17 protein-coding genes are annotated in these 15,901 nt (G+C 31.3%); 15 read left to right on the top strand and 2 right to left on the bottom strand.

Annotation, left to right across the window (positions count from 1 at the left end; translation table 11 throughout):
- Positions 1–68 precede the first annotated feature (68 nt).
- Positions 69–458, top strand: a complete 390-nt coding sequence (locus AC1QSP_RS07835) for a PUR family DNA/RNA-binding protein (protein ID WP_484078227.1) — start codon at positions 69–71, stop codon at positions 456–458.
- Positions 459–568: 110 nt separating this feature from the next.
- On the opposite strand, the gene sucC is transcribed toward AC1QSP_RS07835, so the two are convergent.
- Positions 569–1,762: an ADP-forming succinate--CoA ligase subunit beta gene (gene sucC, locus AC1QSP_RS07830; RefSeq protein ID WP_322971851.1), complete on the bottom strand. Its 1,194-nt coding sequence runs from the start codon at positions 1,760–1,762 to the stop codon at positions 569–571.
- Between the two features lie 174 nt (positions 1,763–1,936).
- Between sucC and AC1QSP_RS07825 the strand changes: the two genes are divergently transcribed.
- The 5 genes from AC1QSP_RS07825 to AC1QSP_RS07805 all read left to right on the top strand — a co-directional run bounded on the left by AC1QSP_RS07825 (position 1,937) and on the right by AC1QSP_RS07805 (position 6,446).
- Positions 1,937–3,589: an ArnT family glycosyltransferase gene (locus AC1QSP_RS07825; RefSeq protein WP_484078226.1), complete on the top strand. Its 1,653-nt coding sequence runs from the start codon at positions 1,937–1,939 to the stop codon at positions 3,587–3,589.
- Between the two features lie 20 nt (positions 3,590–3,609).
- The gene (locus AC1QSP_RS07820; protein WP_322971853.1) at positions 3,610–4,290 is read left to right on the top strand and encodes an ABC transporter ATP-binding protein; all 681 of its coding nucleotides are present in this window, start codon (positions 3,610–3,612) and stop codon (positions 4,288–4,290) included.
- Positions 4,291–5,055: a TIGR02757 family protein gene (locus AC1QSP_RS07815; RefSeq protein ID WP_484078225.1), complete on the top strand. Its 765-nt coding sequence runs from the start codon at positions 4,291–4,293 to the stop codon at positions 5,053–5,055.
- A gap of 65 nt (positions 5,056–5,120) precedes the next feature.
- Entirely contained in the window at positions 5,121–5,699 is a 579-nt protein-coding gene (locus AC1QSP_RS07810; RefSeq protein WP_322971855.1) for an NUMOD4 domain-containing protein, read from the top strand.
- A gap of 90 nt (positions 5,700–5,789) precedes the next feature.
- The gene (locus AC1QSP_RS07805) at positions 5,790–6,446 is read left to right on the top strand and encodes an alpha/beta hydrolase (RefSeq protein WP_484078224.1); all 657 of its coding nucleotides are present in this window, start codon (positions 5,790–5,792) and stop codon (positions 6,444–6,446) included.
- 36 nt (positions 6,447–6,482) lie between these two features.
- On the opposite strand, the gene AC1QSP_RS07800 is transcribed toward AC1QSP_RS07805, so the two are convergent.
- Positions 6,483–6,998 (bottom strand): hypothetical protein, encoded by a 516-nt coding sequence (locus AC1QSP_RS07800; protein ID WP_484078223.1) that lies wholly within the window; start codon positions 6,996–6,998, stop codon positions 6,483–6,485.
- 92 nt (positions 6,999–7,090) lie between these two features.
- Between AC1QSP_RS07800 and AC1QSP_RS07795 the strand changes: the two genes are divergently transcribed.
- From AC1QSP_RS07795 to AC1QSP_RS07755, 9 genes are read left to right on the top strand one after another with little or no spacing between them, the layout of a single operon-like run.
- Positions 7,091–8,281 carry a glycosyltransferase gene (locus AC1QSP_RS07795; RefSeq protein ID WP_484078222.1) on the top strand — a complete coding sequence of 397 codons (1,191 nt, stop codon included), beginning with the start codon at positions 7,091–7,093 and terminating at the stop codon, positions 8,279–8,281.
- Positions 8,268–9,170, top strand: coding sequence for a glycosyltransferase family 2 protein (locus AC1QSP_RS07790; RefSeq protein ID WP_484078221.1), 903 nt, complete (start codon positions 8,268–8,270; stop codon positions 9,168–9,170). Before AC1QSP_RS07795 ends, AC1QSP_RS07790 begins: the two co-directional genes overlap by 14 nt.
- Positions 9,171–10,040, top strand: coding sequence for a UbiA prenyltransferase family protein (locus AC1QSP_RS07785; protein ID WP_484078220.1), 870 nt, complete (start codon positions 9,171–9,173; stop codon positions 10,038–10,040).
- Complete coding sequence (locus AC1QSP_RS07780) at positions 10,037–11,347, top strand: FAD-binding oxidoreductase (RefSeq protein WP_484078219.1); 1,311 nt, start codon at positions 10,037–10,039, stop codon at positions 11,345–11,347. The genes AC1QSP_RS07785 and AC1QSP_RS07780 overlap by 4 nt, the downstream gene beginning before the upstream one ends.
- 8 nt (positions 11,348–11,355) lie before the next feature.
- Entirely contained in the window at positions 11,356–12,081 is a 726-nt protein-coding gene (locus tag AC1QSP_RS07775) for an SDR family NAD(P)-dependent oxidoreductase (protein WP_484078218.1), read from the top strand.
- The gene (locus tag AC1QSP_RS07770; RefSeq protein ID WP_484078217.1) at positions 12,081–12,671 is read left to right on the top strand and encodes an HAD-IB family hydrolase; all 591 of its coding nucleotides are present in this window, start codon (positions 12,081–12,083) and stop codon (positions 12,669–12,671) included. Before AC1QSP_RS07775 ends, AC1QSP_RS07770 begins: the two co-directional genes overlap by 1 nt.
- A 26-nt stretch (positions 12,672–12,697) precedes the next feature.
- Complete coding sequence (locus AC1QSP_RS07765) at positions 12,698–14,206, top strand: glycosyltransferase family protein (RefSeq protein ID WP_484078216.1); 1,509 nt, start codon at positions 12,698–12,700, stop codon at positions 14,204–14,206.
- Complete coding sequence (locus tag AC1QSP_RS07760; RefSeq protein ID WP_484078215.1) at positions 14,206–15,351, top strand: glycosyltransferase; 1,146 nt, start codon at positions 14,206–14,208, stop codon at positions 15,349–15,351. Before AC1QSP_RS07765 ends, AC1QSP_RS07760 begins: the two co-directional genes overlap by 1 nt.
- 1 nt (position 15,352) lies before the next feature.
- Positions 15,353–15,901 carry a serine O-acetyltransferase gene (locus AC1QSP_RS07755; RefSeq protein ID WP_484078214.1) on the top strand — a complete coding sequence of 183 codons (549 nt, stop codon included), beginning with the start codon at positions 15,353–15,355 and terminating at the stop codon, positions 15,899–15,901.

Genomic DNA, 15,901 nt, shown 5'->3' with positions numbered 1-15,901 from the left:
ATGGTTTATTCAGATTTTTTTTTAGTTTTGTTAGGAAACTTTTAACAAATTAAACTCTATTAAGCCATATGAACGATTATGAAAACCAAGAAAAAATGGAAGCTGATGGGATATTCTCCAAGGTTTTAAGAGCCGGAAGACGTACCTATTTTTTTGATGTAAGAGAAACGAGAGCTGGTGATTACTATTTAACAATCACAGAGAGTAAAAAGAACACTTCAGAAGATGGAAATTTCTTCTATAAGAAACACAAAATCTATTTATATAAAGAAGATTTTGAAAGCTTCAAAGATTTATTAGACGAAACAACGCAATATGTTTTTCAAAATAAAGGGGAAGAGGTCATTTCGGAGCGTCATCAAAAAGATTTTGATGCAAAGAAATATAAAACTGTAGAAGAGGACGAGCCCGTAAAAGGGATCGAATCGTTTACCAATATCGATTTTGATGATATCTAAAAATCATAACGAATAAAATATCCCATACTGTCATTGGTATGGGATATTTCTATAATTACATCAAAAAAAAAGTCTTTCAGAATTCTGAAAGACTTTTTTTAAGGATATGATTAAGCAACTAATTCTTTTACTTTGTTTGCAGCATCTTGTAATGTGATAGCTGAATGAACTTGTAATCCTGAATCGTCGATCATTTGTTTAGCTACTTCAGCGTTTGTTCCTTGTAAACGAACGATGATTGGAACTTTAATGGCGTCACCCATGTTTTTGTAAGCATCTAAAATACCTTGTGCAACACGATCACAACGTACAATTCCACCAAAAATGTTGACTAAAATCGCTTCTACATTTTCATCTTTTAAGATGATGCGGAAAGCTTTTTCAACACGTTCAGCATCTGCAGTACCTCCAACATCTAAAAAGTTTGCTGGGTTTCCTCCAGATAATTTGATGATATCCATTGTAGCCATTGCTAATCCGGCACCATTTACCATACATCCAACGTTACCATCTAACTTAACGAAATTTAATCCCGCTTCACCTGCTTCAACTTCTGTTGGGTCTTCTTCGCGTGTATCACGTAAAGCAGCAATGTCTGGGTGACGGAATAAAGCGTTGTCATCTAAAGTTACTTTAGCATCAACTGCGATGATTTTATCGTCTGATGTTTTTAAAACTGGGTTAATTTCGAACATAGATGCATCAATAGATACATATGCGTCATATAATGCAGTGATGAATTTTACTCCTTCTTTGAATGCATTTCCTGATAATCCTAAGTTGAAAGCAATTTTACGTGCTTGGAATCCTTGGATACCAACTGTAGGGTCAATTTCTTCTGTAAAAATTTTATCTGGTGTAGATTCTGCAACTTCTTCAATATCCATTCCACCTTCAGTAGAATACATAATCATATTTTTACCTGTAGCACGATCTAATAATACAGATACATAGTACTCTTCTGTTTGAGATTCTCCTGGGTAATAAACATCTTCAGCAATAAATACTTGATGAACCTTTTTACCTTCAGCAGAAGTTTGAGGAGTAATTAATTGCATTCCGATAATCTCGTTTGCTTTCTCTTTTACCTCGTCTAAGTTTTTGGCAAGTTTAACACCTCCACCTTTACCACGACCACCTGCGTGAATTTGAGCTTTCACAACATGCCATCCTGTTCCGGTTTCTTCTGTTAATTTTTTAGCGGCTTCAACAGCTTCTTCTGGTGTAGTTGCAACAATTCCACGTTGAACTCTCACACCATATTTACTAAGAATTTCTTTTCCTTGATATTCGTGAAGATTCATTTTTTTTGATTTTTCAGTTACAAAAATAGAATAATTGTTGAGGTATTCTAAATTTTGAGAGATTAATTTTATCAGGTCAAGGTTAAATTATACAATTAATTAAGATTTTGAAGGAAATATTGCCTCAAAAATGATAAAATATATTTTAAGTTTGTGCTTCTAGAACTATTGACAATGAATCTAAAAATCTTTTTAGCGATCGTTTTTATCCTGAATTTAGTTCAGGGTATTTGTACACCAGTAATTGATGATGAAGCATATTATTGGATGTGGAGTTTACGACTTGATGCAGGATATTTTGATCATCCACCAATGATTGCAACATGGATTAAGCTATCAGATTTATTCTTTGACGGTGAAATCGGATTACGATTCATAACAATCATAATGAATACAATTTCAGCTTTATTGATGTGGAAAATTCTATCTCCAAAATCGAAAAATCAGATCAATACATTTTTGGTGGTTTACTTTAGTTTAATTTTTGTTCAAATCTTTTCTTGGGTTTCTACACCTGATGCACCATTGTTATTTTTCACGATTTTCTATTTATATAGTTTAAAGCGATTTATTAAAGATAGTTCAATAATCAACACCGCATTATTGTCGATAGGTTTTGCAGGATTAATGTATAGTAAATACCATGGAATCTTGGTTCTAATTTTTACATTAATCCCTATACTTTCAAGTTTATATAAGAAACCTAGCTTTTACTTTGCAATATTAATCTCATTAGTTTTGTATGGGCCACATTTTTATTGGCTTTATGAAAATGACTTTCCGCCATTGTCTTATCACTTTATAGATCGAAGCGCAGAACAGAAATTTAGTTGGACACAACCTTTTATTTATATCGTAACGGCCCTTTTTGGTGCAACAGGATTATTAGTATATCATACATTAAAATCAATACGAGTTGTTGACCGTTCAGATGCATTTAAACGATCTGTTTTTTGGTTAGCTATTGGTCCATTTTTCTTCTTTTTGTTTTCTACTTTAAAAGATACGACACAAGCGCAATGGTTATTGATTAGTTACATAGCATGTGGATTATTATTGTATTGGAGTTATTCAGATGTTCAAAAAACAAAGTCATGGATGATTACAGGCGGTCTAACAATTGGACTTATTTTTATCGTTCGTGTTATTATAATGATTCCAAGTTTATCACCATTGTATGAAACAAAGAATTTTGGGGAGTTAGCAGGAAATTTAGTCACAGAAGATATTGTGGCATTTGAAAAATATCAAGAAGCGTCAATTTTCCAATTTTATAATCGGGATAAAAGAGGCGTGGTGTATCGTACACTTGGAAATAGAAATAGTCAGTTTTCCCTATGGGACGATGAAAGATTATTGAATAAGTCTTTTAATTATGTTACACCTTGGTCAAAATCTTTCGTCAGTTTCGAGGGACTTAAGGGAAAAGAATATTTTGTGAATAAAATTGAAAATTATCATCCAATTCATCAAATGAAGGGAGAAGTGATAAAAATTGATAGTTATGAGATAACAGATAAAATTGAGGTTATAAAAAATGCACATCATCAAGTTGAAGTTAAACTATCCGAAATAGATTGGGATTTAATTCAGCACCAAAATTATCGCTTAGAATTTTTTATTACGAAAGAACAACAATATAATATTGTTGAAGTATTACCTATAGAATTAAATGTTGAATCCATTGAACAAGATGAGATTTCATTAAAATCAAACTTTAAAACTATTTTAGAAAAAGGAACATATTCGCTTTATATCGGAATTACACCACCCAATTTAATTTCAAAATATGTGTCTAAACCATTAAAAATGATAGTTACTGAATAGTTTCTTATATTTACATCATCATGATTAAAGCAACGAATATTGTCAAAAAATACGGTGATTTGGAAGTTCTTAAGGGAGTTTCGTTAGAAATCGCTGAACGAGAAGTAGTTTCGATTGTTGGAGCTTCAGGTGCAGGTAAAACTACATTATTACAAATATTAGGAACTTTAGAAAAAAGTTCTGAACCAAAACAACATCAGACTGAAATTTTAATAAATGGTCAGGATGTGACAAAATTATCGGATCGAGAATTATCCAAATTCAGAAACGAAAATATTGGATTTATTTTTCAATTTCATCAATTATTGCCTGAATTTAATGCCTTAGAAAATATTTGTATTCCCGCGTTTATACGTAAGACGAATAAAGCAGAGGCGGAAAAACGTGCGAAAGAATTGATGCAGTATTTAGGATTGTCTCATCGTTTGACTCATAAACCAAATCAACTTTCAGGAGGAGAACAGCAGCGTGTAGCTGTAGCTCGTGCATTAATTAATCAACCAAAAGTTGTTTTTGCTGATGAACCTTCTGGAAATTTAGATTCTAAAAATGCAGAAGAACTACATGATTTGTTTTTTAAATTACGTGAAGAATTCGGACAAACTTTTGTGATTGTAACACACAATGAAGAATTAGCGGGACTAACAGATCGCAAATTGGTGATGCATGATGGTTTTTTTCAATCTGAAAGTATTCGATAAATGACGGCTAAAGAGTTAAAAGATTTTTTAGACGAAAAAGTTTATCAATACAACACATTCGAATTTATTGATACGGATCCTGTCCAAATACCGCATTTATTTCACTTGAAAGAAGATCAGGAAATTGCTGGATTTCTAGCTTCAACAATTGCTTGGGGAAATCGAAAAATGATTATTAACAATGCGCATAAAATGATGAATTTGATGGGGAATTCGCCATTTGATTTTGTAATGAATCATTCGAATCATGATTTAGATAAATTCGATGGGTTTGTACATCGAACATTTAATGCAGAAGATTTTAAATACTTTGTTATAAGCTTAAAAAACATTTATCAAAATCATGACGGATTAGAGGGGGTATTCACGAAATATCAATCCGAAGACTCGATGCAAGAAGCGATCTCAAAATTAAAAACCATATTCTTTGAAATAGATCCTTTAGAGCGTACGAAAAAACATGTATCAGATCCATTAAATAATTCGGCTGCAAAGCGAATTAACATGTTTTTACGTTGGATGGTAAGGAATGACGCTAATGGTGTAGATTTAGGATTATGGAAATCAATTTCTACTTCAAAATTATCTTGCCCTTTAGATGTGCATTCTGGAAATGTAGCTCGTAAATTAGGATTGTTGAAAAGGAAACAAAATGATGCGAAAGCATTAAAAGAGTTGGATATTCAATTAAGAATATTGGATGCAAATGATCCCGTGAAGTACGATTTTGCATTGTTCGGACTAGGAGTTTTTGAAGGTTTTTAGAAGAGGTGGTATAAAATTTGCAGCCCATTGAAAGAAAAATTATAGTAAGATTAAGGAGTAGTAGCATGTTGAGTATATTAGTAGGAGAAAAGTTTAAAGAATTAACATTAGAAGGGAATCAAAAAAGTAGATACGCAATATCCAACTATGGAAGATTAATCCGATTTACAGAGAATTTTGAAGACGGTCATTTACTGAAAGGTTCTGAAACGAATGGATACAAGGTGTTTCGATACAAATCAGTAGAAAATGGTAAAACAAAAAATTACTCAAAAATGTTTTCTCGAATGGTTGCTGAAAACTTTTTACCTGAACCATCAGCAGAACAAACATACTTACTTCATAAAGACTATAAAAAAGATAATTGTCAAGCAACAAATCTATTTTGGGCGACAAAAGAAGAATTTACCAATCATTTTATGAATAGTCCTTTGTATGAAGAAGGGAAAATAAAATCGCAGAATACGCGTAAGAAAATGGATGGGAATAAATTAACTTCTACACAAGTCATACGAATCAAAAAAATGATCAATGATCCCAATCGTAAGACACGATTAAAAATTATTGCGAAGCAATTTGGGATAAGTGAAATGCAATTGTATCGTATCAAATCCGGAGAAAATTGGGGACATATAGAAGTTTAAAATAAGATAAAGGTTAGCGCTAAAGTGTTGACCTTTTTTATTTCAGTTAGAGATTGTTATTTTTACAAGAATTAATAACAAAACAATTTGATGAAAGAACTTAACGGAATAAAATATATTGAACGTAAACCAACAGTTGTTACAGATAAACCTCAATTATTTTTGTTGATTCATGGCTATGGAAGTCATGAGGAAGACTTATTTAGTTTTGCAAATGATTTACCAGAGATAGCACATGTGATTGCTGTAAGAGCAAGGTATGATCTAATGTATGGTGGGTATGCATGGTATGACATTAGTTTTGAAAATAATGAAAAATATATGAATACCGATCAAGCCATTGAATCACGTGATGCACTAGTAGGGTTTATTGATCAGATTGTCGCACAAGAAAATTTAGATGCTGAAAATGTTTTCCTTGCAGGTTTCAGTCAAGGAGCAATTTTGAGTTATTCGATTGCGTTAAATTTTCCAGACAAGGTTAAAAATGTTATGATTTTAAGTGGTTATCCTGAGCATCAGATAATTGGCGACTTTGATAGAACTAATGATTTTTCAAAGTTAAATTTCTTTGTTTCTCATGGTGCTGAAGATGTGATTTTGCCAATTGAAGCTGCTCGTTTAGGAGAGAATTTATTAAATGAGTTAGGGATTAAAAACGAATATCATGAGTATAGATCCGGACATGGAATAGTACCTCAAAATTATTTTGATTTAATGGCGTTTATTAAAAATGCCAATTCATAGAATATAAAAACCCAAACATTTTGTTTGGGTTTTTGTTTATATATATTTGACTTCAATAGCATCTCCATGATAATCTTTAAATGATGCATCGTAAAATTCAATGTTGGTGTAACGATATAATAGTTCAGTTAACTCTTTTTTTAATACTCCTTTACCATAACCATGGATAAGAATCAATCGGATTTGACTCTCGAGCATAGCACGTTCAATCTCATTTCGAGCTACATCTAATTGCGTTTGTAAAATTTGGGCGGTATCCAACTCCTTCCAATTGTCTACCAAATTTTCGATATGCAAATCAACTTCTCTTGTAACGTAAGGATGACGATGTGATTTTCGGAATGTTTTAAAAACAGCTTTCGTCACTTCTTTTATTTCGATGTCTTTGTAATCGTCGTAATCAATTTCAATATCTTTAATAAGATCTGATTGTAAATATTCATATTCAAAACCAAATTCATCATCAAAATAGACATAATCACCTTTTACTTTTGTAATTACTCCACTGATGTCATCATCTAAAACCTTAACTTTTTGACCAATTTTGAACATGATACAAAATTAATTAAAAATTAAATATATAATCCAATAATGAGATTTAGTAATTACTAAAACATTAGTATTTTTGCTTAACTTAGAATCTAATGAAAACAGCCCAAGCCAACAAAAAAATCAAAGTATTATTTCGTCTTCGCTCTTTAGAAATGGGAGGAGTACCACGAGTAGTTCTTGATTTACTTCGAAATTTACCCAAAGACAAGTTCGACTTCACGCTGATGCTAAATTTATATCAGGGAGAATTGGTTAAAGATATTCCAAAGGATATAAAATTAATTGTGGTAGAAAAAGGAAAAGAGCAAATGAGTTCTAACTTTTATCTTCAAAAATTACAATTAGCATGGAGAAGGATCAAGTTAGAAATTTATGATCGTTTTCCTTCATTATTGTATGCATTAAAAGTTCCAGAAAAATATGATATAGAGGTTTCTCCAGGATATGCCGAATTCGATATGGTATTAAACTCACCGAATAAGAAATCCCGTAAAATAGGTTGGTTTCATTCTGATGTTGGATATGATAAAGATAAAAATCGTGTATTGAGTAGAATTGAAAAAATGAAACGTTTTGATTTCATGATTTTTGGATCTAAGCAAACACGACAAGTAATTGATGATCTATATCAAGTAACTTATCCTAAAAGTACAGTTATCTATAATGTGATAAAAATCAAAGAAATCTTACCGAAAGCAGATTTATTTGATTATAATTATAACACTGATTTGCCTGTTTTTTCCTCGATGGGGCGATTACATACACGTAAGGGATATCATACCTTAATGAAAGTACATAAACGATTATTAGATGATGGGTATCAACATAAGATAGCTGTAATAGGAGGAGGAAGTGAAATGAACAATTTGATTCAGCAACGGAAAGAATTAAATGTGGAAGAATCATTTTTATTGTTAGACACTCAAACTAATCCTTATCCTTATATCAAAGCGTCTGATTATTTTATTTTACCTACGCAATCCGAATCATATCCATTAGTAATTGGAGAGGTAATGTGTATGAACAAACCTATTATCTCTACAAATGTTGGTGGAATTTCTGAAATGATAGAAGATGGTGTTGATGGTATTTTAATACAGTATAATGAAGATGAAATGTATGAAGCTATGAAATCATTTTTAACTCATCCTGAATTGGTTGAAAAAATTATTGATGGAACATTAAATGCACCACAAAAATTTGATGAGAATGAAATTTATCGTCAAATAACAGCAGTTTTCGAACAACAATATCAACTAAAACTAGAAAATGAGAGAAGCTAAAATCACTATAGTAACTCCTACATTTAATCGTGCACATACATTAACAAGAGTTTATGATTCATTAAAAAATCAAACGTTTAAAGATTTTAAATGGATTATTATGGATGATGGATCGACAGATAATACAAAAGAGTTGGTGCAAACGTTCATAGAAGAGAAAATTATTGATATTGAATATTATTGGAATAATAACGCAAAAAAATTTTATACCGTATTTGAAGGGATTAAAAAAGTAAAATCACCATATTTTACAATTTTAGATTCAGATGACGCATATATCATTGAGGGGTTGGAGAAAATGTATAATGTGATTTCTCAATTAGATGAATCATATATTTCAGCAACCTTTAATTCTCAATTTCCGAATGGTGAACTAGTAGGAACATTATTTCCAAACAATTTTTCAGGCTCTATTTTGGAGATGAGATATAAATACAAAGTCAGAGGAGATAAGCACACAATTTTTTGTACATCAAAATATTTAGATTATCTGAAAAAATTTGATTACGAAATGTTTAAAGGGAAATATGCACCACAAAAAATATTTTTTAATCAATATGATGGAAATGGAGAGAAATCTAAGTTTGTCAACGATAAAATCAGAATTTACTATCAAGACGAAAATGATTTAGCTTCAATGTCTAATGATCGTGTAAAACCTTCATCTTACTTAGGTTTAATGGAAGGTCATAAATCGTTTTTAAATTCATACAGAAATCAATTATGGAAGTATCCCAAAGCATTAATAAGAAATTTAATAGGGTATCAAGTATATTCGATTTTAAATAAAAGAAACCTGTGTGTGATTAATAAAGAGTTAAAATCATTTAAACTTTTGTCGATTATTATATATCCTTTGAGCCTAACTTATACCAAAATAAAAGCCTAAATGAACCAATACCTAAAACTTATAAGAGTAAAACAATGGGTTAAAAATTTATTCGTTTTTATCCCTGTTTTTTTCTCAGGTCATTTCTTTCATACCGATTTAGTCTTTCAATCGTTTTTAGGATTTATTCTATTTAGCTTTGTAGCGAGTAGTATTTACATTGTTAATGATTATGTAGATATCGAAAAAGATAAAAGACATCCTGAGAAAAAGTTTAGACCATTAGCTGCCGGAACAGTTTCTAAGTCCAATGCGAAAGTACTATTCGCTTCTCTAGTAGGGATATCACTGATTGGGACAGTCTTGTTAGACAATTATAAAGTCGGGATAATTTTATTGGCATATTTTTTATTAAACATTGCTTACTCGTTTAAATTAAAACAAATTGCCATCCTTGATGTCATGATTATTGCCACAGGATTTTTGATGAGGGTTTTTGTCGGGGGGTATATCACTGGAATTGTGATTTCAGACTGGACGATCTTACTTATTTTTACATTAGCTTTAATTTTAGCGCTAGGGAAAAGAAGAGGTGAATTAATTAATAGCGAGTTAACGGGGGAAACTCGAAAATCTTTGGATGGATATAATGAACCCTTTGTTAATGCTGCACTAGTTATTACATGTACGGTAACCATTGTATGTTATTTAATGTTTATTCTTTCGACAGAAACTCAACTTAAATTTCATCATTACATCATCTATACTTTTGTATTCGTATTTGCGGGTGTTCTACGGTATTTGCAACAAACATTTGTATTTCAGAGAACAGAATCACCAACCAAATTAATATTTAAAGATGTTTTTCTTCAAATCTTAATTGTGATGTGGGGAATTTCCTATTTCTTACTAATTTATTTTAAATCATGAGAATCAATAAATCAAAAAATATAGCCAATTGGGGATTGTATCCTTCGATTCGTACGAATGAATATGAACCTCAATCTATAGAAGAATTTAAAGAAGCTATAGCATCAACAAATAAATTAATTGCCAGAGGAAATGGGAGATGTTATGGAGATGCTTCATTACAAAACGATGTTGTATCCACTCGTCGATGGAATAAATTTATCGAATTTGATCGTGAGCGTGGATACATCGAAGTGGAAGCGGGTGTATTATTATCGGATATTTTAGAAGTATCTGTCCCAGCAGGTTACTTTATAACTGTAACACCGGGTACCAAGTTTATCACGGTGGGAGGGGCTATTGCTTCAGATGTACATGGTAAGAATCATCATGTGGATGGATGTTTTTCAGAACATGTTGTCTATTTTGATTTAATGATCGAGAATGGAGAAGTTTTAAGATGTTCTCGTGATATGAATGCTGATTTATTTTGGTCGACGATTGGAGGAATGGGTCTTACAGGAGTTATTTTATCGGCTCGATTTTTATTAACAAAAATTGAAACAGCTTATATCAGAAATGAAGCCATCCAAGCTAAAAACCTTGATGAAATCTTTCAATTGTTTGAGGAATCTGAATCATGGACTTACACAGTAGCATGGTTAGATTGTTTACAAAAAGGAGAAGCTTTAGGGAAATCGATTATGTTGCGTGGAGAACATGCTACATTGGATGAGGTTCCCGAGAAAATAAAGAAGAATCCATTAAAAATTAAAAAGAAACCAAAACTTAATATTCCATTCTTCTTCCCCAATTTTGTTTTAAATCCATGGTCAATTAAAATTTTTAATTGGTTGTACTTTAATAAACAAGTGAAGAAGCATGTCCAAAATTTTGTGGATTATGATCAATTCTTCTATCCATTGGACATGGTGCATAATTGGAATCGAATTTATGGAAAGAATGGATTTATTCAATACCAATTTGTGATTCCAAAAGAAAACGGGTTAGAAGGAATGAGAGAAATTCTTCGAACAATTGCAGAGAGTGGAAATGGCTCGTTCTTAGTTGTTCTAAAATTATTTGGAGAAAATAATCCCAAAGCATACAATTCTTTTCCAAAGCCTGGATACACTTTAGCGCTAGATTTTAAAGTGAATAAGGATTTGAAAAAGTTAATTGAGAATTTAGACTTAATTGTTGAAGCATTTGGAGGAAGAATTTATCGTACCAAAGATGCGATGTCTAAACCTAGCTTAACAGATTATTTAAAAAATACAGATTCATCTAAATTTGAATCTTTACAAAACGAACGTATAAATCGATAGAAAAGAAAATGATTGTATTAGGAAGTAACTCAGATATCTCTCTGGCATTTGTAGAGAAAGTGTTGAAAGAAGGACAACGTTTTCCATTAGTGTATTTATTTACATCGAATGTGGATAAAACGATGAAATTAGCTCGACACATTGAAGCAAAATATGATCAGAAATGCGAAATAGTTGAATTTGATTTAACGAAAAATAATAATTTCGATGCCATTGCACATGTTGAATCTGATTTATTGTTCTGTGCATCTGGGTTTTTAGGAAAAAATTCAGAAGAAGGATTATATGATTTGAATAATACAATACGAATTGTTGAAATTAATTATTCAAAATTAATTCACTTAATCAATTTCTTTGCTCAAAAAATGGAAGTAAAGGGTAAAGGTACTATCATTGCATTAAGTTCTGTAGCTGGTGAAAGAGGAAGACAAAGCAATTTTATCTACGGATCAGCCAAAGCAGGTTTCACGGCATATTTATCAGGACTAAGAAACTATTTGTATCATAAGAAAGTGCATGTCATGACGGTGATACCAGGTTTTATGGATACAGAAATGACAGCTGATATCCAAACACCAAAACCTTTGACTGCTCAACCTGCTCAAGCGGCAAATATTATATATAAAGCATATAAAAAGAAACGTAATATTGTGTATGTAACTTTTGTATGGTGGGGAATTATGATGATTATTCGTAATATTCCTGAATTTATTTTTAAAAAATTAAAAATGTAATGAATCGTAAATTATATTTATTCGATTTTGATGGAACGTTGACGACGAAAGATTCTTTATTCGATTTTTTAAAATTTAGTTTTCCGAACCATTATAATAAATATTTTCTAATTTTCTTCCCTTTATTCATTTTAGCAAAATTAAAATTAGCAGAACCAGGGCGAATAAAAGAAAAATTTATTGCACGTTTTTTAAAAGGGAAATCCTATCACGAAATACAAAGTTTATCTAATCGTTATTTTGAGAAAAATTATCCATTAATTATTCATCCTAAAGCAGATGAATATATTAAATCCGTAAGTAATTATCATGATAAATTCATTGTTTCAGCATCTGTTAATTTTTGGTTGCAACCATTTGCAGATTATTATGGAATGGGATTGATTTGTACTGAAGCAGAATTTGATGAACAAGGATATTTTACAGGTAAATTTGCTTCAGAAAATTGCAACAACGAACAAAAGAAAATTAGAATCGAAAAAGAAGTCGATTTATCACTGTATGATGAGGTCATTGCATTTGGTGATACATCTGGAGATCGAGCAATGTTTGAATTAGCGACCAAGTCCTTTTTTAAACATTTTAATTAATATATTTGTTGGACTAAACTAAACTTATGGAAAATTACATTGATAGGAAGAAAATATTCTTTGCTTCTATCATAATAATTGCACTAAAGTCAATATTCTTTTTTACAAGACATATTCAAGAGGATGCATTGATTTCTTGGCGTGTAGCACGAAATATTATCGAATATGGTGTATATGGTTATAATGGTGCAGAAAAAATATCAGCCTCTACAACGCATTTCTATGTTTTTATAGGGGTAATCTTCCAATCCATTTTCGGTGAAGGAAATTTTATTTACCCTTTATTAATTTTTAACACCATTTTACTAACCATAGGAATCTATTGGTTAGGAAAGCTATTATTATCAACAACTGCAAGAGTAATCTTATTTATTCTTTTTGTAAGTTTTTTACCACCTGCGATAAAGATGTCCATTTTAGGAATGGAATTCGGAATGCTTTTCTTTTTCTACATGGCATTAATTAAATACGGTTTTGTCGAACGAAAAAATTGGGCATTTATTTTAATGCCGATTTTAATATTATGGACACGTATTGATACATGCATTTTCTTGGGAATCTTATTTATCTATGATGTGATTCAACAACGTAAATGGAATAATGCATTAATGATTGGTGGAATTTTAGCTGTATTGACAACCGTCGCATTTAATTGGTTTTATTTTGGTGAAATCGTTAACAATACAATTACTTCAAAGAAAAATAATTACGCCAATCCTTCTTTATTAGAGCGTTGGACAGAATTTAAATATTTTGGTCCAAACTATTTTGGAATGATTAAATTTCCTACATCCATTTATAATTTTTCAACAATATTTTTGTTTGTTGTTTCATTAATTTGCTTAATTATTCTAACAGGAAAATGGGATACGAACCGTAAAAAAGTAATTGGATTTTTATTCCTATTTGGTGTGATTAAAACGTTCATTTTTGGGGCTGCGAACTCTTGGTTCGATTGGTATTATTGGATACCTCAAATCTGTCTATTCATGCCAATTATATTAATTATTTTAGATAATGAATTTTACAAGAAATTAGCTTTAGCATATGGAATATTTGTTTTGATTCCTTTTACAGCATATCAAGCCGTACATTCTATAGCAACCGGACATGGGGAATGGAATCATGCCCGAAATATAGGATTGTATTTAGATTCAATTGAACCAAATAAAGACAATTACATTTTCTTAGAACCAGCAGGTTATATTCCATACTTTTCAAAACTAAAAGTGATTGATTATGTAGGTTTGGTGGACAAACGCTTAACAGAAGAAAATATCGTGAAGAATGGTACTGAAGTAGGTTTTTCAAACTTGATTAATAAAGCAAAACCGAAATATATTTTAGAAGATTTTAAACCAATGTTCAAAGGGAAATTGGCTGATCAATCCATCTATGAGGATTACGAATTAATCAAAGAATTTAAAATTATGGATGTTGCTCAATCAGACAATCCAATTTTAGATAAAATCTATAAATTCAAACCTTCTGGTCGAGATTTCTATTTGTATAAACGTAAGGAAACTGCGAAATAATGGCTGAAAAGAAGAAAATATTAATCCGTATTGGCTCGCTTCGTCACGGAGGTGCCGAAAAGGTATTAGTCACTTTTTTAAAAAATCTTTCACCAGACAAATATGAAATCGATTTGTTGTTGAATCTTTATTCCGGTAAATATTTAAAAGATGTACCGTCTTGGATTAACATCTACTATTTGAATAAAGGAGAAATGATAACAACCAATCGTCCACAAGATATTCCTGAAAAAGCATTCAGAGTAATTTATCAATCTGTTCTGAAGCAGTTTCCCAAATTATTGTACAAATTCATCTTACCCAATAAAACGTATGATATCGAATTTGCTGCAATCCATGGTATGGCCGATGAGATTCTAAATTCTCCTATAAAATCTTCCAAGAAAATTGTTTGGATTCACAACGATTTATCCAATATCCCAGAATATACAAATGAACGTTTGAAATCTTTTTTCAAGTTCGATCGTATTTTGGTGATTTCACAGAAAATCAATCAATTATTTTTGGATTTGGCGACTTCGGATGAGCAGAAAGGGAAAGTCGTTCGAATTTATAATCCGATTGATGTAGAAGAAATCAAACGTTTGGCTAAAGAACCTTGCGATTTAGCGAAAATCGATAATCAACCAACGTTTGTTTCGATAGGAACTGTATTTCCACAAAAAGGTTTTGATCGTTTATTACGTGCGCACCGCCGATTATTAGATGAAGGGTTCAAACATCAAGTGTGGATTGTAGGAGATGGGTACGATTTTCCGAATATCAAAAAATTAGTGGATGAGCTTCAAATAAATGATACAGCACATTTGATTGGTTTCAAAGAAAATCCATATCCGTATTTTATCCAAGCAGATTGTTATATTTTGTCTTCACGTTACGAAGGATATCCAACAGTTTTATTTGAAGCAATGACGTTGGCTAAGCCTATAATAGCTACTGATGTTTCCGGAGTGAGAGAAATGTTGAATGATGGTGAATTAGGTTATATCATTGAGAATTCAGAAGAAGCAATTTACAACGGATTGAAATATTTTCTTCAACATCCTGAAGAAGCGAAAAAATATCAACATAATATTGAAGCAAAAGCATTACCTTTTGAATTAAGTAGTGCAGTAAATTCGATTGAAAAATATTTAAACGATTAAGATGAAAACAATTATTCAGAAAGATTTTTACAGAAACTTTGGATATTGGACCAACTCGCCTTTTTTGAAAGGGTTTATGAGTCCAGGTTTTCGTTTTTTATACTGTTTAAGAAAAGCACAACAATACCCTACTAAACATCCGCTTGGATTATTTTATCGTGTATTGTTGAGAAGATATTCGATTAAATATGGTTATCAAATTTCTGCGAAAACAGAAATTGGACCAGGTTTAAATTTAGGGCATTGGGGACACGTTGTCGTGAATCCTAACGCTAAAATTGGGAAGAATTGTAATATCGCTCACGGTGTAACTTTAGGTCAAACCAATCGTGGAAAATCGAAAGGTTTTCCAACGTTAAAAGATGATGTTTGGGTAGGGACAAATGCCGTAATTGTGGGTGGAATTACAATTGGAAATAATGTTTTAATTGCACCAAACAGTTACGTGACACAAGATGTGCCAGATAATTCGATTGTGATGGGAAATCCAATGCAAATTATCCCGAATGAAAAAGCAACAGAAGGCTATATTAATAATAGAATCGATTAA

Source organism: Faecalibacter sp. (genome assembly GCF_057177045.1).
This window is presented reverse-complemented; position numbering and strand designations above follow the sequence as displayed.